Annotated in this window: 14 protein-coding genes; 5 read left to right on the plus strand and 9 right to left on the minus strand. The window is 71.4% G+C overall.

Going from position 1 to position 16,868, the window contains the following annotated elements; genetic code table 11:
• The first annotated feature begins 47 nt into the window (after nt 1–47).
• From NAEX_RS28500 to NAEX_RS28510, 3 genes are all read left to right on the plus strand, one after another.
• Nucleotides 48–968 carry an N-formylglutamate amidohydrolase gene (locus tag NAEX_RS28500; RefSeq protein WP_096330632.1) on the plus strand — a complete coding sequence of 307 codons (921 nt, stop codon included), beginning with the start codon at nt 48–50 and terminating at the stop codon, nt 966–968.
• 84 nt (nt 969–1,052) lie between these two features.
• Nucleotides 1,053–1,508, plus strand: a complete 456-nt coding sequence (locus NAEX_RS28505; RefSeq protein ID WP_096330633.1) for a hypothetical protein — start codon at nt 1,053–1,055, stop codon at nt 1,506–1,508.
• Nucleotides 1,505–2,272, plus strand: a complete 768-nt coding sequence (locus NAEX_RS28510) for a sterol desaturase family protein (RefSeq protein WP_245913817.1) — start codon at nt 1,505–1,507, stop codon at nt 2,270–2,272. Before NAEX_RS28505 ends, NAEX_RS28510 begins: the two co-directional genes overlap by 4 nt.
• Nucleotides 2,273–2,314: 42 nt before the next feature.
• Here the strand turns inward: NAEX_RS28510 and NAEX_RS28515 are convergent, their stop codons facing one another.
• The 3 genes from NAEX_RS28515 to NAEX_RS28525 all read right to left on the minus strand — a co-directional run bounded on the left by NAEX_RS28515 (nt 2,315) and on the right by NAEX_RS28525 (nt 6,369).
• Nucleotides 2,315–3,580, minus strand: a complete 1,266-nt coding sequence (locus tag NAEX_RS28515; protein ID WP_170136081.1) for a sigma-54-dependent Fis family transcriptional regulator — start codon at nt 3,578–3,580, stop codon at nt 2,315–2,317.
• Between the two features lie 812 nt (nt 3,581–4,392).
• Nucleotides 4,393–4,812 (minus strand): secondary thiamine-phosphate synthase enzyme YjbQ, encoded by a 420-nt coding sequence (locus NAEX_RS28520; RefSeq protein WP_096330635.1) that lies wholly within the window; start codon nt 4,810–4,812, stop codon nt 4,393–4,395.
• A 15-nt stretch (nt 4,813–4,827) separates the two neighbouring features.
• Nucleotides 4,828–6,369 (minus strand): HAD-IG family 5'-nucleotidase, encoded by a 1,542-nt coding sequence (locus NAEX_RS28525; RefSeq protein ID WP_096330636.1) that lies wholly within the window; start codon nt 6,367–6,369, stop codon nt 4,828–4,830.
• A gap of 103 nt (nt 6,370–6,472) precedes the next feature.
• Here NAEX_RS28525 and NAEX_RS28530 point away from each other — a divergent pair, with 103 nt between their 5' ends.
• The gene (locus tag NAEX_RS28530; RefSeq protein ID WP_245913818.1) at nt 6,473–7,192 is read left to right on the plus strand and encodes a Crp/Fnr family transcriptional regulator; all 720 of its coding nucleotides are present in this window, start codon (nt 6,473–6,475) and stop codon (nt 7,190–7,192) included.
• A 104-nt stretch (nt 7,193–7,296) separates the two neighbouring features.
• Here the strand turns inward: NAEX_RS28530 and NAEX_RS28535 are convergent, their stop codons facing one another.
• The 3 genes from NAEX_RS28535 to NAEX_RS28545 all read right to left on the minus strand — a co-directional run bounded on the left by NAEX_RS28535 (nt 7,297) and on the right by NAEX_RS28545 (nt 10,793).
• Complete coding sequence (locus NAEX_RS28535; protein WP_096330637.1) at nt 7,297–8,334, minus strand: YtfJ family protein; 1,038 nt, start codon at nt 8,332–8,334, stop codon at nt 7,297–7,299.
• A 141-nt stretch (nt 8,335–8,475) separates the two neighbouring features.
• On the minus strand, nt 8,476–10,098 hold the full coding sequence (locus NAEX_RS28540; protein WP_096330638.1) for a hypothetical protein: 1,623 nt from the start codon (nt 10,096–10,098) through the stop codon (nt 8,476–8,478).
• Between the two features lie 41 nt (nt 10,099–10,139).
• The gene (locus NAEX_RS28545) at nt 10,140–10,793 is read right to left on the minus strand and encodes a hypothetical protein (RefSeq protein ID WP_096330639.1); all 654 of its coding nucleotides are present in this window, start codon (nt 10,791–10,793) and stop codon (nt 10,140–10,142) included.
• A gap of 197 nt (nt 10,794–10,990) precedes the next feature.
• Between NAEX_RS28545 and NAEX_RS28550 the strand changes: the two genes are divergently transcribed.
• Nucleotides 10,991–11,893 (plus strand): hypothetical protein, encoded by a 903-nt coding sequence (locus tag NAEX_RS28550; protein WP_096330640.1) that lies wholly within the window; start codon nt 10,991–10,993, stop codon nt 11,891–11,893.
• 186 nt (nt 11,894–12,079) lie between these two features.
• Here the strand turns inward: NAEX_RS28550 and NAEX_RS28555 are convergent, their stop codons facing one another.
• From NAEX_RS28555 to NAEX_RS28565, 3 genes are read right to left on the minus strand one after another with little or no spacing between them, the layout of a single operon-like run.
• The gene (locus NAEX_RS28555) at nt 12,080–14,269 is read right to left on the minus strand and encodes a hypothetical protein (RefSeq protein ID WP_143140356.1); all 2,190 of its coding nucleotides are present in this window, start codon (nt 14,267–14,269) and stop codon (nt 12,080–12,082) included.
• 18 nt (nt 14,270–14,287) lie between these two features.
• On the minus strand, nt 14,288–15,796 hold the full coding sequence (locus NAEX_RS28560; RefSeq protein ID WP_096330642.1) for a DUF1501 domain-containing protein: 1,509 nt from the start codon (nt 15,794–15,796) through the stop codon (nt 14,288–14,290).
• Nucleotides 15,797–15,817: 21 nt separating this feature from the next.
• A complete protein-coding gene (locus NAEX_RS28565; protein ID WP_096330643.1) occupies nt 15,818–16,780 on the minus strand; it encodes a hypothetical protein in 963 nt (320 codons plus the stop codon).
• Between the last annotated feature and the right edge of the window lie 88 nt (nt 16,781–16,868).

Raw genomic sequence — 16,868 nt, forward strand, 5'->3', positions numbered from 1 at the left:
GCGGAGACGGTCGACAGCCCCGGACCTGGTTGGCAAGCTGCTGCGCGATGCCGACCGTATTCGAGGATTTCGTCGCCGTCCCGGGCGTCTGCGAGGTCGCCTATACGCCGCCGCGGGCGGGCGCGCCGACGCTGCTGGTCGAGCTGCCGCACGGGGCCACCCGCACCGCGGATTACGAGGCCACGCGGGCGCGGCTGACGGGGACGCTGCCCGACAACCTCGAGGCATTCTTCTATGTCAATACCGACATCGGCACCCCCGAATCGGCGCAGTGGCTGAGCGAGACGCTGGCGGCCGAGGGCTACGGTGCGTTGATTCTGCGCTGCCTGGTGCCGCGGACCTTCATCGATTGCAACCGCGTGGTGCTGGGGGCGCCGGCGGGGGCGGTGGTCGACGGGCTGACGCCGGCGTTCCCGGCGTACATCGAAGAGCCGGCCGACCAGGCGCTGCTGGCCGAGCTGCACGCCAGCTACCACGCGCTCACCGAGCGGGCCTATCGCCGCCTGTGCGGGGCGGGCGGGCTGGCGCTGCAGCTGCATTCGTACGCGCCGCGGTCGGTCGGCATCGATCGCATCGACGGCGAGATCGTGACGGCGCTGCGCCGCGCCTACGAGCCCGCGGTGTACGAGACCTGGCCCGAGAGACCCGCGGTCGACCTCATCTGCGCCGACGGTGAGGGCACGATGTGGGCGTCGCCCGAGCTGGTCGGGGCGGTGCGGGCGGCCTACGCCGCCATCAACGTCGACGCGCGCGAGAACGCGACCTACAAGCTCCACCCCGCGACCATGGGCTATCAGTACGCGCGCGCCTATCCCGGCCAGGTGCTGTGCGTCGAGCTGAACCGCGGGCTGTTGGCCGAGCCGTTCGTGCCGTTCGGCGAGTCGCCGATCAGCCCCGCGAACGTCGAGCGCATGACCCGTCCGCTCGCCGTGGCGCTGTCGCAAGCGCTGGCCCGGCAGGTCCGCTGACCCCGGCGCGCGGCCGCCCGGGGCCTGCAGCCGGGGGCTGCTCGCGGCGAGACAGGCGGCCGTGGATGTGCGACGGTCGAGGCGATGCAGCGCCGCGACCCCCGCGAAACGAGCTTCAGTCGCCGCCTGCTGCGAGCCGCGGTGCTGTTGTCGTCGACCGGCCTGGCCGCGCTCCTGATCTTGCGGGCGGGCGGAATGACGGGCTGTGACGGGCCCGCCTCGCCGCCGCCGCAGCAGCCAGCGAGCCGGCAGCCGGCAGCCGACGCGGCCAAGACGGCGCCCGCCGCCCAAACTCCGCCGCCCGCCGTGCAGACTTCGACCGCTCCCGTCCCCGCGCCGCAGCCGACAGCCCCGCCCGCCGCGAACAAGGCGGACGACGTCGAGCCACGGAACCTCGAGGTCGGCAAGAACTACTTCCCGGCTTCGAAGGCGGGGCCGGCGATCCACCCCGAGCCGTTCCTCGAGCCCGCGCGGGAGCCCGCGGTCCTGCAGCAGGCGCCGCAGCCGACGCCGCAGCCGCAGCAGGTGGCGCCGAAGTGATCGACCTGCTCCTGGCCACGGGCGCCAGCGCGGCGGTGCTGGCGGCGATCTACGGGCCGCTGGAGCGCATGTTCCCCGCTCGCCCCGGGCAGGCGGTGCTGCGGCGGGAACTGGCGATCGACGCGGCGTTCTTCCTCGGCCAGTACCTGGTGTTCTCGGCCGTCGCGGTGACGGCCCTGACGTGGGTCGACCACGCGCTCGCCGGCGTGTGGCCCATGTCTCTTCGGACATGGTCGATGGGACTGCCGTTGTGGACGCAGGTCGTCCTGGCGCTGGTGCTCGGCGATCTGCTGACCTACTGGTTCCACCGGGCGTGCCACTCCTGGGGCCCGCTGTGGCGGTTCCACGCGGTGCATCACAGCTCCGAGGAGCTCGACTGGCTGGCGGCGCACCGCGAGCACCCAGTCGACGGCGTCCTGACTCAGCTGTGCGTGAACCTGCCGGGCATCGCGCTGGGCCTGCCGTTTGCGGCGCTCGGCGGGCTGGCGATGTTTCGCGGCCTGTGGGCGATCCTGATCCACGCGAACGTGCAGCTGCCGCTCGGGCCGCTCGGGTCGATCCTCGGCGCCCCGGAGCTGCACCACTGGCACCACGCGCGCGCCGAGCGGACGCGCCACAACTTCGCCAACCTGGCGCCCTATCTCGATCTGCTCTTCGGGACCTACCATCGACCTCGCGGGCCGGAGACCTACCCGCTCGGTCTGACGGAGCCGTGGCCGCGCCGCTACCTGGCGCAGCTGGTGCGGCCGTTTCGACGCGGCTAGGGTCACGGTGGGGGCGCGGCGGGTCGGGCATGGCGATCGACCTCAGGACACACGCACCCGGCGGCAGGCGAGGCGGAAGCCCTCGCCCGTCATGCCGGCCGCGCGGGCTGCCGCGATCTTCGTGCGGTGGGCGCACAGCTGGTGGCGGAAGTAGAGCGTCTCGAAGCCGGCGACGGCCTCGTCGTGGGTGCTGTGCATGAGCGCGGCGACCCGCGCGAGGTTCGAATCGAGGTCGCGGCCGAGGCCGAGGTCGGCGCGCTCGAGCACCGGGCCCTCCGTCGCCAGTCGGGCGCGCTCGACCACGAACTCGAGCTCGCGCACGTTGCCCGGCCACGAATACTCGCGCATCGCGGCGATGGCCTCGGCCGACAGCGTGCGGATGCGGCCGTCGACGCCGAGGCGGCTCAGGAGCCGCTCGGCGAGGAGGACGACGTCGCGGCCGCGCTCGCGCAGCGGCGCGAGCGCCACGTGAAAGCCACTCAGCCGCGCGTGGAGGTCGCGGTCGAACAGGCCGGCCGCGGCCAGCTGTTGCAGGTCGCGCCGCGAGGTGGCCAGCAGGCGCACCGGCGCGGTGACGAGGGCGCGAGCGAGCGCCGCCTGAGTGGCCGGCGAGAGCTCGTCGATGGCCTGCAAGAGCAACGTGCCGCCGCTGGCGTCGGCGAGGCGCCCTCGACGCGCCGGGGTGCCGAACAGCTCGGCGTCGATCTGGTCGCGGGCGAGCCGGCGCAGGTCGACGACGACGAACGCGGTGTCCCGATCGGGGCCCATGAGATGGAGGCTGCGGGCGGCGAGGGCCTTGCCGGTCCCGGCCTCGCCGGAGAACAACCCGTGACAGCGCCCGGGACGGGCCATCAGCTCGGCCAGGCGGTGGAAGGTGAGCCGCATCGCCGGGCTGTGGCCGTCGAGGTCGCCGAAGCGACAGAAGGGCGGCAGGGGGATATCGGAGAGCTCGAGCGCGACCAGCTCGAGGCGGGTGCCGCCGATACAAAAACCTGTCCCGGGGGCCAGCCAGGCCTCGCGTACCCGCATGTCGCCGACGAGCACGCCGGTGGCGCTATCGAGGTCACGGACGATGAGCGCCCCTCGCTGGGCGACGAGCTCGAAGTGCAAATCGCTGACCCGGGGGTCGCGGAGATCGAGGTCGCACAGCTCGCTGCGGCCTCCGCGGAGCGGACGGTCCGCGAGCTCGAGATCGAAGGTGAACTGGCGGCCGGCGTCGGGTCCGGCGGAGACGCGGAGCACGATGCGGTGGACGACGCGCTCGGACGGTTGAATGGACATGTCCTGAAGGACAATTTCGGGAGGCATGGCGGCGGTGAGGTCACGGAGGGGTGAGGTCGAGGCAGGACAGGTCTCGGTCATGCGCGGGGACTCCTGACGGCCGCGGCCTCTGCAGGGAGCTTGCCAACCCGCAATGGGCCGCTGCGGCGGGTGCAGGCGCAGTTTTCGACGGGGGCCCAACGCGGGTTGGGCAGCGCCGGCAGGGGCCGCCCACTGGAGTTGGGGGGCGACATGGCTTCAAAGACCGGTGAAGGCGAGACTCCCGGTGAGGGTGGCCACGAGGGCGGCCGTGGCACGGGCGCGGGCCTGGCTGGTCGACTCGTCAGCGCCGCTGGGCGAGACCGCCGGCGTGCGCGTTGGAGGCGACCCGAAGGGCCGGAGCTGGGATGCGAACGGAGGCGAAAGCTCGCCAACGAGGGGAGAGGCGCGAGCATGGGGCACTCCTGTGATGGGCGAGCGCGAACCATGCCGGGAAGCTAGTCCAGGTCGAAATGCAGTGCCATGATTTCATCGATGCAATTTTATTTGGCGATGGGCTGCTATGATTGCGTATGCCCAACTGGAATTGGTGAGGATGCACGAATCGCCGCGCTGGCGCGGAGCGGACGGGGCGGTACTCTCATCGCGTGTTCAGGGCGATTCACAGATCCGTGAGCATCGCGCGGAACGACGGCGCGAGGCGGCAGGACGCCGACGCAGGGCGCAGGCCCGCGGCCCGAGAGCTGCGCATTGGCCAGCGCGACTCGGGCAACCATCGGCGGTGCGTTCTCCTCGCGCGACCGCCAGGCGCTCCGCGCGACGAACGGAATTGCGATCGTGAGCGAGGCGACGCGGCGGCGTCACTCGCCGATGATCTTGATCAGCGCCCGCTTGCGGCGGCGGCCGTCGAATTCGGCGTAGAAGATCTGCTCCCACGGCCCGAAGTCGAGCTTCCCGTCAGTGATGGCCACGACCACTTCCCGGCCCATGAGCTGGCGCTTGATGTGGGCGTCGCCGTTGTCCTCGCCGGTGCGGTTGTGCCGGTAGTGGCTGGTGGGCGCGTGCGGTGCCAGGCGCTCGAGGAAGTCGTCGTAGTCTTGCAGCAGGCCCGGCTCGTCGTCGTTGATGTACACGCTGGCGGTGATGTGCATCGCGTTGACGAGGCAGAGCCCCTCACGCACGCCGCTCTTGCGGACGGCGGCTTCGACCTGCGCCGTGATGTTGAGGTAGGCGCGTCGGGTGTCGGTCTGGAACCACAGCTCTTCGCGGTACGACTTCATGCGCGCGAGGGTCGCTCACTTGGCGGAGGAGTGCCAGTGGGGCATCGAGCCGTGCGGCGAGTGGAAGTAGCGGGTCGGCGAGACGTAGCGGAAGTTGGTGACGCGGCTGGTGTAGATGCAGGCGTAGCTCTCGACCTGCGCGCCGAAGCGGCTCGAATCGCGGCGGGCGGCGAAGACGGAGCCCCAGTAGGGGTTGAAGGCCTCGTCGACGTCGGCGATCCGGCGCTCCAGGGTCGTGGCCATCTCCTCTTCGTACTTGCGCAGGCGGTCGAAGCGGCGGCGGACCTGGATGCGGGTGTCGGCCAGCAGGCTCTCGGCGGCCTCGGGGGCGACGCCCTGGCGGACCAGGTCGTCGGGGGTCATGCGCGCGAGCAGGCGCGACAGGTAGCGCTGGGCCGAGAGCTCGTCGGCGAGGGAGATCCGCAGGGACGACAGCTGCTCGATCTCCTTGAGCGGGATCTGGCGGTCGCGGCGGATGCCGAGCTCGTGCTCGAGGTCCTCGACGACCAGCGCGGTGCGCCAGCCCGAGCTCTTCTTGCTGCGGACGATGTCGCCGTAGATGTGGTCGCCGACGTAGAGCACCTCGTCGGGGTGGACGCCGAGGGAGGCCTGCAGCCCGAGCTGGTTGCCGCCGTTGTAGATCCGTCCGCGGCGCGGCTCGCCGATGGGGCGACCGAGCGGGTTGGCGGTGGCGTCGAGCTCCTGGAACGGTTGGTTGCCGGTGAAGAACTCGGGCTTGCGGGCGCCGACGATGATCCAGTCGAAGTAGTCGCGCCAGGTGGCGTAGGCCGACATCTGCCCGCCGAGGACGTAGCCGAGCACCGACTCGGTGTAGGGGAGGAGGCTGTTGGTGAGGAGGAACAGGCGCTTGCCGGCCGAGCGGAACTTGTGCAGCGTCGGCCCGAGCTCGAGGTCGAGCTGGAAGTAACGCGGCAGGTCGGCCTGGATCAGGTCCTTGAGCGAGCCGTCCTGGTGGGCCTGGTCGATGCACTCGCGCACGTCGTTCCACGCCTGCGCGTAGGTCGGCGGGCCGGAGGGCCACAGGTCCGGGCGCTGGTCGATGCGGTCGACGACCTCGGCGTACATCGTGACTTCGGGCAGCGCGAACAGGGTGTCGACGGGGGCGAAGCGCTCGCGCTCGGTGCCGAGGCGCTGGGCGCGATAGAGGGCCTTGCGCGTCGGTTTGGGGAGCAGGTTCTTGCCGTGATAGGCGCGCCCGACGTAGCCGTGGCGGTCCATCTTGATGATGTTGCCGTACGTCTTGTCGACCACGAGACCGCGGATGGCGAACGCCGGATCGGCCTGCATGTCGCGCAGGGCCTCCGGGTAGCCGCGGGCGATCAGCTTGTCGAGCGTGCAGCGGATCGACAGCGCCTCGAGCTCGTCCTGCCGGTAGAGCGCGAGGGTGTAATCCATGTCGAAGCCGATGACGCTGATCTGGTCGAACGCGAGGTCGCGGTTGGTGAAGATCCGGCGGGTGAAGGGCGCCTCGAGGACGAGCTCGCCCTCCTGAAGCACTCTGCGGATGGGAGACGGGAGCCCGCTGGCGATCGACATGGGGGGACACTCAGGGTAGCAGCGCAGCCCGCTGTTGGCGGAGCGTTTCCCGGATTGCGCGGATCCGCAAAGCCTCGTAGCTTAGGAGGTAGCGAGAGCGCGCATGCATCAAGCCGCCAAGGAGCCTGCTCCGCCCAGGGACGAGCGCCGTGTGCTCTGGTACCTGCGCAAGATCCCGCTGCTGGAGGGCGTGGGTGGCGAGCACTTGAGGGCGCTCGCCGCGGTGGTGGAGATCAAGGAATTTCGCCGGCGACAGATCGTGTACCTGCCGGGCGATCCGGGCGAGCACGTGTTCTTCCTGCAGGGCGGGCGGGTCAAGTGCAGCAAGGTGTCGCGCGACGGCAAGGAGCTGACCCTCGATTATCACGGTCCGGGGGCGTTCTTCGGCGAGTTGTGCGTGTTCGCGGGCGCGCCGCGCGAGGAGATGGCGGAGGCGATGAAGAACGCGATCGTGGCGCTGTTGCCGCGAGAGCCGCTGCGGGACCTCATCTTCGCCGACCCCGCCCTGGCGTTTCGCTTCGCCCAGGTGCTGGCCCAGCGGCGGCGCAGCGCGGAGACCAGGCTCGAGCACTTCGTGTTCCGCGACGTCCACGCCAAGCTGGCGGCGCTCCTGCTCGAGCTCGGCCGCGAGTACGGGCACGAGACGGAAGATGGCATCAAGGTCGACCTCAAGATCACGCATCAGGAAATGGCCAACCTGATCGGGTCGACGCGCGAGACCATTTCCCTGGCGCTGGCGAGTTTTCGCAAGCGCAACCTCGTCAATTTGCTCGGACGCACGGTCGTGCTCGTCGATCTCGAGGGCCTCGCGGCGCTCTGCTGAGCGGCCCTGGATCGGCGCCGCAGCGTGCCGCGGCGGTGGGGGCGCGGGGCATTGACGAGGGCGTGGGCGAGTCGCCGGCCCGGTGTCACCAATGGTTTGATGGTTCAGGGTTCGTCGCGGTCGCTGAGTTCGACGCCGATGAACTCGGACAGGACGCCGAACTTGTACATCGGCACGCGGCCCAGCTCGCGCATCACGACGTTGCCCTGCGGATCGAGGACGACGAGCGCGGCCTCGCCGGCGGGGATCTGAAAGGCCGCGCGGGCTTCCGCGCTGTCGGGCGTGGTCTTCCAGCGCTTGAGCTCGGCGCCGTCGATCTGGCCCACCAGCTGCGCGCTGACCTTGCCCGGATCGAGCTTCGCGTCGCTGTCGACGACGATGCCGGCCAGACGCACGTCGGGCTTGGCGAACTGCTTCATGCTGTCGTCGGTGCTGCCGTCGAAGCCCTGCCTGCCGCCGGGGATGTCCTTGCGGGCGACCGGGCCCCCGAGGAAGACCAATGCACAGGTGCGGCCGGCGCAGGCTGCGTTGTCGAGCTCGCCGACCTTGAACGCGGGAGCGGGCGCGGGAGCCGGCAGCGTGGCCCCCAAGAGGTTGCGCAGCTTCTCGATCTCGGCGGGCTCCATTTTGCCGCTGTGGCGGTAGACGACGGCGCCGCTCGGATCGAGGACGACGATCCCGACGTGCCCCTTCGGCAGCTTGAAAGTCTTGGTGACTGCCCCTTGAAAGTCGATGTAGAGGGGGAGCCGCAGCTCGGGCCGCATCGGCCCGACGAACTCCTCGATCTTCGAGGCGAGCAGGCCGAAGCCCTCGGCGTCGCCGACGGCGAAACCGGACACGTCGTCCGGATAGACCCAGCGGGCCATGGCGCGGCTCATGGCCGACGACTCGCGCGCAGCCATGCTCTCGCGGTCCTCGACGATGATGTAGACCGTGCGGCCCTTGAGATCGGCGAGCACGAGGTCGCCGAGGCCGCCGCCTCCGGGGATGACGAGCTTCTGCGGGTCGGCCTCGGCGACGTTGATCGCGGGCAGCTCGTCGGGGATCTCCTCGGCGCGCGAGCGCAGCATCCAGGCGACGAGGCCGAGGAGGATCAAGACCAGGAGGACGAGGCCGAGGGCGATCTTGCGGAGGATCGACACGAGGTGGGCAGTATATCGGCGGGGCCCGCGGGCGCCACTTCGCCGACCGCGGCCACGGCCGGTGTTCCATGGCCGACAGCCCGGGGACGGCGTGAGCGATCGATCATGGACGATGCGGGGGTCGCCGAGGAAACCGCGCCCTCACGGGTCCGCGAGGCTCGCCTTGAGCACGCCGACGCGCAGCGAGCCGCCCTGCAGGCAGGCGAGCGGGATGGCCGGCGCGTCGAGGTTGCCGCTCAGGCCGGGCATCAGCACGACCGCGCGGCACGACAGCGGCTCGGGGTCGACGAGCGGGACGACGTAGGTCCGCATGCCGTCGCCCAGCACCAGGTGTACGGGCGCGGCGTCGCCGTAGGGCAGGAGGAAGGCGGAGTAGCCGAGGAGGGCGCCGGCGGCCGGCTGAGCGGTGATGCGGGCGTCGGGCAGCTTGTCGGCGGGGACGGAGACGACGGTGTTCTTGGGCTTGCCGCTGGTGCCGAGGAAGGCGATGCTGACGCCTCGATCGGGAGTGACGGCGGCGACGGTGCGGGCGCCGAGGTTGCTGGTGATCGTGGTGAGCACCGCGGGTGCGCCGGGCGACAGGTCGACCTCTTCGCCGGGCTCGGAGACGAGGGCGGCGCCGGCATCGGAGAGGGTGAGCAGGCCGGTGACGCGCTGACCGAGGCGCACGGAGATGCCGGCGCCGAGGCTGAGCTGGGGCAGGGAGAGCGCGGGGCCGAGAGCGTCGAGGTCGAGCGGCTTCGCGGTGGGGACCCGCTCGGGGGCCGACCAACTGCCGCGATCGCTGCTGCGCCGCACGTGGGCGATGCCGCGATCTCCGGGGTGGGGGGTCTCCGCGTCGTCGGCGGCGAGGAACTCCGCGAACAAGACGTCGCCGAAAAGGAACGGCCGGCCGAGCGCGGCGAACTCCGCGTCCCGAAAGAGGTCGGCCGACAGATCGACGGCGGTCTGCAAGGGACCGATGCTGGGCTCGGGGGCGATCGTGAGGTCGCGGGTGACGATGGCGGCGCCCGGCTCGCCGCGCCGGTAGGCGACGCGCACGACCGCGACGTCGCTGCCGGGCGCCGGTGGCAGGGCGAGCGCGGAGACACCTGGCCCCAGGGCCATGACCTCCGGGACATATCCCTCGAGCGTGGTCTCGAGCACCGGCGTGTCGGCCCAGGCGCCCTCGTCGGCGCGGTACAGACGGAGCGTGGGGTCGAGGCCGCCGGAGACCACGCCGAGCAGGGTGTCCGGGGGGACGCCGCTGACGAGCAGGGCGTCGCCCACGTCCCGCGGGTCGGGGTCGAGCTCGGTCCACACCTGCGGCAGCGGGACATCGGGCGCGGCGACGTTCATCGTCAGCTCGGCCGAGAAGCGCGGGCCATCGGGGGTGTGCGAGGCCAGCTGCAGGGTGTGAGTGCCGAGCGCGAGGGCGCCGTGGAGGAAGATCCGCAGGCGATCGCCGGTCAGCTCCCCGAGAGCGCTGCCCGGTCCGAGCGTGCCGACGGTCTGGCCGTCGATGAGCAGCTGGGTGTTGCCGAGCGTGATCTTCTGGACGACGATGTCCTTTGGGACATGTTGGGTGCTGACGACGAGAAAGTCGCCGAGCGCCGGGTTGAGGAAGGCAGGGTCGGGGATTTCACCGGTATCGGTGTCGCTGCCCGTGCCCGTGTCGCTGCCCGTACCCTCGTCCGGCGGCTCGGCGTCGGGTCGACAGCCGAGCGCGCAGAAGCTGGCCGAAAGGGCGAGCGCGGCCGGAAGCAGGAACCCACGAGGGAGCACGCATCAGGCGTATCGCGTGCGCGCGGGGCCGCCAAGGGGTGTCATCCGGACGTCGTGATCGTCCAGACGAGCACCGCGAGCGCGGCATGGCCGGCACCGAGAGCAAAGCCGGCCCAGCGCAGGCGCGCGGCGCCCGCGAAGAAGAGCGGCAGGCACAGGCCCAGGCCGATGAGGAACAGCGGGAGGGCGTCCTGGGCGAGCGGGACGCGCAGGTCGAGGAGAGCCCGGCCGCCGAACCACAACAAGGCGAGCGCGCCCCACCAGGCGCCCCGGAGGGCGAGCGCGCGCAGCGCTGCTCGTCGCTGCCACAAGACGGCAGCGATCCGGCGCGAGACGTGGGCGCTGGCCACGCCGAAGCGGCGACAGCCGCGGCCGATGGCAAGCCCGGCGACGCGCGACAGGCGACCTGCCTGGGCGAGGGCGCGCAGGCTCAGGTGCGAGAGGCGGCGGACGCCGCCGGCGCTGAGCTGGGACAGGCTGCGGAGACCACGGCCACCGGCTGCGGCAGACCGGCCGAGCTCGCTGGCACCGCGATCGAGACCCTTGCCGACCCCGGCGATGGCGCGCTGGGCCACGGGCATGAGCGCCCGGCCGCGTTCGGCGACGAGCTGTCCGGCTCGCCGCCAGGCGATCCGGGTCCGCAGGCGCGTGGGAAGGCCGCGCACGACGAGGGCGCCGCGGCGGAGTTGGTTCATCAGCCAGCGCGTGTGTCGGCGAGCAGCCGCCTGGGCGGGAGGCCGGCGGCGCCGGTTGCCCTGGCCGGCGCGAACGGTGGGCCGGGGAGTCACGCGGCGAGTGTGCGCCGGTGGGGGACGGCGACCAAAATTTCGGCGCGGAGCGCTGTCGATCGGGCGGCCGCAGCGGGCTGCGCCAGATGCTAGGCTCGCGACCGATGTCGTTCATCGCGGCGATCTGGCTGGCGCTGGCGCCGGCGGGGTGGCAACCCCGGCCGCCCGATCCGCCCACAGTGTGGGCCCAGGCCGGCAGCCGGCCGTGGGGGCAGTGCCGCGAGCTCGAGCGGACCGCGGAGATCGCGGTCGCCAAACAATCGGTCGGCGCGGATGGGCCGAACGTGTGGGCCGAGCGGGCCAGGCTGTGTCCAGGGGCGCCGGCGATCCTGGTGGCGGCGGCGATGCTCGAGCTGACGCAGGTGCCGAGCTTGCCCCCGCTGTCGGAGCTGGCCGCGGAAGTCGGAGCGTTGGCCGAGACGCAGCGACAGAGCCGCAAGCGGGCGGCGCAGTGGCTGGCGGCGGCGCGGGACGAGGCAGCTCGCCGCGGTCAGGCGCCGCCGCCGATGACGTGGATCATGACGGCGATCGCGGCGATCGGGCTCGGCGACGCGACGATGGCCCGGGCCGCGCTGGCGCAGGCGGAGGCGCGGGCGGAGGTCGAGGGCTACCGTATCGATCGGCTGGGCGCCGTCGCCGCGCTGCTGGCCGGCGATCTGGCCCAGGCGCTGGAATTGGCGCACCGGGCCCGCGAGCGCGCCGCGTCGCGCGAACAAGTGCGGACGACGCTGCTGCTGTCGCTGGTATACGACCGCAGCGGCGCGGCCGATGCCGCACAACGCGAGCTCACGCTGCTGCGGCCGCTGGCGTCGAGCGCCGAGCGGATGGCCATCGACGCCCTGCTGCCGCTGCACGAGCGCCTCTATCTGGCGGCGATCGAGCAGGTGGCGTTCAAGAACCCGGTTAACGCGAGTCTGCTGTTCAAGGGCTATCTGGCTTGTCCCGAGCCCGAGGACGCAGAGCGCCGGCTGGTCGAGCGGCGGCTGGCCGAGCTTCGTCCCCTGTGAGGCGGACGCGGGCGCGCCGGACGGTCGTCGCAACTCGCCAGGTCGAGTCCGATGCGAGCCACGCATGCCTCGAGGGTGCTGCGGCGGCCCGCTGGCCTCGCGCCCGCGGGAGCCGGGATGCGACGAAGCCCCGGGGACATGGCGGATAGGCCATGTCCCAGGGGCCATGCTCCCGGGCGCCGCGGGTCAGCGCAGCTTGAGTCCGTCGGCGCTGCAGCTCCAGGCGAACCTGTCGCCGAGGAGCAGCGGCGCGTGGACGTTGCACAGCGACTCGGTGTCGGTGCCGGGGACGGCGAAGGCGGGGATCGCCGCCGGGTCCTGGTCGCGGCTGGGCACGCCGGACAGCATGAACTGCGGGGTGCTGAGCAGCATGCCGGCGAACCGGCGGGCGCCCTCCTCGAGCTGGCCGGTGTCGGCCTCGCTCATCGGCATGTCCAGCGGGAGGCCGAGGACGCCCTCGATCGCGGCGGCTTCGGCGGGGCCGTCGATCGTCGGCTCGGTGATGAGGCGGTCCTTGATCGCCGCCGCGATGTCACCCACAGTGGCGCCGGGGACCATGCTGGCCTCGACCAGCATGAGCTCGATCCACTCGTACTGCGCGCACGGCTGGCCGAGCGGGCCGGTGCAGCTGCCCTGCATCGACTGCTTGTTGCCGCCGGCGAGCTGGTTCTCCCACGACAGGAGGCCGTTGAAGTCGACGCCGTTGAAGCCGTTGATCGCGTCCTTGAGGAACACGCCCTGGTCGCGCAGGAAGTTGACGCCCGGGTAGTTCCACTCGTTGTCCTGGACCTGCTGCACCGGCAGTTCCCACCACATCGCCCGCATCGCCGACTCGATGAGCACCCAGGCGCTGTAGCGCTGGACGCGGTCGCCGACGCCGTTGCCCCGCATGTTGGGGTCGGCGGCGGTGACCGAGAACGGGTCGAACACCGGCTTCATGTGGTACGAGGTCGACGCGTCGCACAGGTCGGGCGCCTCCTGGTTGAAGTACGGGTGGGTGACGATCTCGACGAGGAGGGTCCGCAGCGAGTAGCTGTCGGAGATGAAGGCGTCGGCGAGCTCGCCGAGGATCTCGCGCTGCTTCTCGTTGCGCGGGAAGCTGTGCGCGAGCGTCAGCGGGTAGCCGAGCATCTCCTTCCACACGCCGTTGGCGATGTTGACGGCGGTGAGGTACGCGAGCGCCTGGTCGGGCGCGACGGACAGGTCGCCGTCGACCATGAGGCCCTCGCTGGCGAGGGTGGCGAAGCCGGTCTTGAACAGCGGATCGATGTCGAACAGCTGGCCGCCCTCCGGCAGCGCGCCGCCGAGGTAGCCGGGGATGCCGAGGATGTCGCCGTCGGTGCCGGGGTTGAAGCGGCCGCAGGCGCCGCTCCAGCCCCACGGCGTGGTCGAGCCCTGGTCGTCGACGAAGCCGGTCCAGCGGAACGCGGCGTACACCTCCTCCTCGGGCCGGCCCTTCGGGTCGCCGTAGATGGCGCTCTCGAAGTCGCCGGGGAGCGCCCAAAAGTGGTTGTACTTGGGGTCCGGGTTGTAGGTGACCGACTCGGTGCTGGTGTGGCACTCGAGGCAGCCGCTGCGCCGGCCGAGGTAGCTCGACTCGAAGATCTCGCCGTAGTTCGAGCGCGCGTTGACCTCGAACTCCTCCTGCGTGATGTTGGCGCCGGACAGCGGCCGGGCCATGCGCGCGAACATGTCGGCGCGGTACATCGGGCTCAGGTCGTCGAGCCGCAGGGCGCTCATCATGACGTCGGCCATGGTGAACGGGCTGTCGAAGCTCGAGCCCTGGGCGTCGTTGTCGCGGATGTAGGCGGCGAGGTCGCCGTCGTCGCCCGCGCCGGTCAGCTGCGAGTAGCAGCCGTAGTTCGACTTCATCTCGAGCCGGTTGATCTTGAGCTGCTCCCAGAAGAAGGTGCGCCAGCGGTGGAGGTAGAGGTCGCCGGCCGCGAGCCCGCGGGCGACGATCGCCCGCCCGTCCTGACCCTTGGCGTCGAGCTGCTCGATCGCGCTGACCAGCAGCTGGACCTCGCGCATGCCCTCGGGCTTGCGGCCCTGCAGCAGCGGGATGATGCGCTTGACGAACGCCTCGTCGCCGGCGTCGCACGACTCCTCGCCGTCGCCGGCCGGCGGCGGCTCCTCGCCGGGGTCGCCCCCGGAGTCGCCGCTGGTGCCGGGGGTGCCGCCGGAGGTCGGCGCGTCGCCCGAGGTCGGCGCGCTGTCGGTCGCGGTCGGGTCATCCCCGGTCGGGTCGCCGGTGGCCTCGGTGTCGCCGGCGCTGGTGCCGTCGGTCCCAGCCTGGTCGTTCGGACATGCCGTGAGGGACATGCACGCGAAGACAGCCGTGAAGAGAGGAGCGTGGTTGGGATGAAGTCGAGTCATGGTCGCGCCTCCTCTCGGTCAGAGCTTGAGCCCCATGTAGACGTCGCGCAGCCGCTGGGCCGCCTCGAACTGGTTCTTGACCCCGCCGGCGACGTCGCCGACGGCGAAGGTCTGCGAGCTGAACGGGTAGATGCCGAGGGCCATCATGACGAGCATGCGGTTCTCGGCCGGGCTGATGTAGGTCTGGGCGAAGCCCTCGGCCTCGGTGATCGCGCCGTAGATGCCGCGCTCGGCCTCGGTGATCGGGCCGCCGATCAGGACGTTGACCATGCCCTGCGGCCAGTGGTTGAGGCCCGACTGGCCCTGCCGGTGCGGCGTGCGGCCGAACTCGGTGTTGATGACGATCATCGTCTCGTCGAGGTTGATCTTGGCGGGGTCGTTCTCGTTCGGCGCGTTGATGATGTCGGCCAGGCACTGCATGGTGTGGGTGACGTTGCGCGACGAGTCCTCGACGTGGCTGTCGTGGGTGTCGTGGCCGGCCGAGGGGTTGGGCTTGAGGCCGCCGTCGATCCAGTGGACGTAGCGGGCGCGGTCGTTGGCGCGGGTGAGCAGGCTGGCGGCCATGCGCGCCTGCATGCGCGGCTTGTCGGTGCCGGCCATGTCGCTGCACTCGGTGCCGGCGACGCCCTCGAACAGGTCGGCCGACAGCACCTCGGACAGCTCGCCGGCGCCGCGGCGGGCGAAGTGGGCGAACTCGAAGTTGCTGCGCTCGGCCGAGCGGGTGAGCTGGCCCTTGCCGCCGGGGCGGAAGCGCTGCTGATAGGCCGCGAGGTAGTGGTCGACGGCGGCGTCGTAGGCGTCACGGCCGGCGCCGACGCTCGGGCGGGTGAGCAGCTGCGACAGCGACGAGCCGGGGTCGACGGTGACGCTGAGCGGCCGCGCGGAGCCGGGGTGGAGGCCGATCGCGGAGGCGGCGAGGACGTTGTCGGTCGGGAACTCGACGCCGGGGTAGAGGACGTAGGCGTACGGGGTCGGGCGCAGGCCGCCGGGCTGCTCGAGGAAGTGGCGCTGGATCGACGCGCCGACGCCGGCGAGGCGCGGCGAGCCGAGGCGGCTGCCGGTCAGCGCGTAGGGGTTGGCGCCCTCGTGCGGCAGGAGGTCGTGGCGCTGCACGAGGATCCGCATGCGCGCGACGATGTCGGGCCGCGCCCGCAGCGGCGCGACCCACGGCCCGAGGTGGACCAGCTGGCCGTTGGCGTCCTCGGCGAACTCCTCGGTGAGGGTGTTGCCGAGGCCGCACTGGCCGAAGCGGGCCTGGGTCTGGTTGTAGTAGGCGTGGAGGAACCGCTCGGTGTCCTGACCCCAGTCCGGCACCGCGTAGAAGGTGTCGAAGGCGTTCATGCCGCCGTAGAGGTAGAGCTCGAGCACGTTCTTGGCCTGGCGCTCGGCGGGGATCATGGCGTCGAGCTTGTCGGCCGGCCATTCGCCCCAGTAGGCCTCCGCGCGCCGCGGGTGGCGAAGGATGCCGAAGGAGGCGCCGGCCGCCGTGGCGACGCCGAGGGACTTCATGAAGGTTCTGCGCTGCATGGTCCGTCTCGTGGATGTCCTTTAAATCAGGTCGGGGTCGGCCCAGACTTCGTAGCGGAGGACGACCCGCAGGTCGCCGTCCGGGAGGCCGAGGTCGAAGCTTTGCTCGCGGGCGATGGTGAGGGTGGCAGGGCCGGGGGCGAGCTGGGTCAGCTCGGCGCTCGGGATGGTGAAGCTGCCGTCGTCGACGGCGTGGGCGGTGAGCATCTGGCCGTAGGTGTCGATGACGCGGATGACGACGCGGTTCGGCTGGCCGCCGTTGGCGTCCCAGGTGATCTTCATGTCGGTGGCGCGGTCGTGCTCGAACAGCGAGGTGCCGATGTCGGGCGCGGTGACGGTCAGCGCCGGCGGGGCGGTGACGGCCGCGGGCAGGACGATGTCGTCCTTGCCCTCGCCGCCGAAGGCGATCAGGTCGTAGTCGGCGCCGGCCACCCACTTGGCCGGATCGGGGGCGCACAGCGGGTCGAAGAACTCGGCGTCGTCGCTGAAGTAGACCGGGAAGGTGTCCTGCACGAGCAGGAGGCACGCGAGCGACTCGCCGGCCTCGCCGCGCAGCTTGAGCGCGTTGCCGCCGACGACCCAGGTCTCGTCCTTGCCCCACTCGTAGGGCGCGGGGATCGAGTTGTTGACGATGGTGTTGTCCTCGGCCGGCGGCGGCGGGAGGTGCATGCCCCACGCCTGCACGGCGAAGAAGTCGTCGGTGGAGAACGGCTCGGTGCGCCAGGCCCCCGCCATCCCCAGCTCGGCGGGCAGACCCCCGGCGGTCTCGGGATAGAAGGTGAAGTTCAGCAGGCCCTTGGCCTCGCCGACGACGATGCCGGTGTCGTCGGAGGAGTCGGAGGGGGCGGTGCCGCCGGTGGTCGGCGCGGTGGTCCCGGACGTCCCGTCGGTGCCGCTCGACGCGTCGCCCGTGCTCTCGGCCTGAGTGTCTGCCTCACCGACCGCGGTGTCCTCGCTCGGTTGACCACAAGCCCAGAGGGACATGGCGCAGAGGACCTGCCCAAAAGGACAGAGGCCCCGGAGCAGCGGCGTCGCACGGACATTCGCGCGAGAGGAACGTCGATCAGTCCTT

It is taken from the genome of Nannocystis exedens (assembly GCF_002343915.1).
Taxonomy (GTDB): domain Bacteria; phylum Myxococcota_A; class Polyangia; order Nannocystales; family Nannocystaceae; genus Nannocystis; species Nannocystis exedens.

What these genes read in the sequence shown, in the direction of transcription:
- NAEX_RS28505 (WP_096330633.1), top strand. Translation starts at nt 1,053, where the DNA reads ATGCAGCGCCGCGACCCCCGCGAAACGAGCTTCAGTCGCCGCCTGCTG.
- NAEX_RS28560 (WP_096330642.1), bottom strand. Translation starts at nt 15,796, where the DNA reads ATGCAGCGCAGAACCTTCATGAAGTCCCTCGGCGTCGCCACGGCGGCC.
- NAEX_RS28525 (WP_096330636.1), bottom strand. Translation starts at nt 6,369, where the DNA reads ATGTCGATCGCCAGCGGGCTCCCGTCTCCCATCCGCAGAGTGCTTCAG.
- NAEX_RS28515 (WP_170136081.1), bottom strand. Translation starts at nt 3,580, where the DNA reads ATGCCTCCCGAAATTGTCCTTCAGGACATGTCCATTCAACCGTCCGAG.
- NAEX_RS28550 (WP_096330640.1), top strand. Translation starts at nt 10,991, where the DNA reads ATGTCGTTCATCGCGGCGATCTGGCTGGCGCTGGCGCCGGCGGGGTGG.
- NAEX_RS28555 (WP_143140356.1), bottom strand. Translation starts at nt 14,269, where the DNA reads ATGACTCGACTTCATCCCAACCACGCTCCTCTCTTCACGGCTGTCTTC.
- NAEX_RS28565 (WP_096330643.1), bottom strand. Translation starts at nt 16,780, where the DNA reads ATGTCCCTCTGGGCTTGTGGTCAACCGAGCGAGGACACCGCGGTCGGT.
- NAEX_RS28545 (WP_096330639.1), bottom strand. Translation starts at nt 10,793, where the DNA reads ATGAACCAACTCCGCCGCGGCGCCCTCGTCGTGCGCGGCCTTCCCACG.
- NAEX_RS28500 (WP_096330632.1), top strand. Translation starts at nt 48, where the DNA reads ATGCCGACCGTATTCGAGGATTTCGTCGCCGTCCCGGGCGTCTGCGAG.
- NAEX_RS28530 (WP_245913818.1), top strand. Translation starts at nt 6,473, where the DNA reads ATGCATCAAGCCGCCAAGGAGCCTGCTCCGCCCAGGGACGAGCGCCGT.
- NAEX_RS28520 (WP_096330635.1), bottom strand. Translation starts at nt 4,812, where the DNA reads ATGAAGTCGTACCGCGAAGAGCTGTGGTTCCAGACCGACACCCGACGC.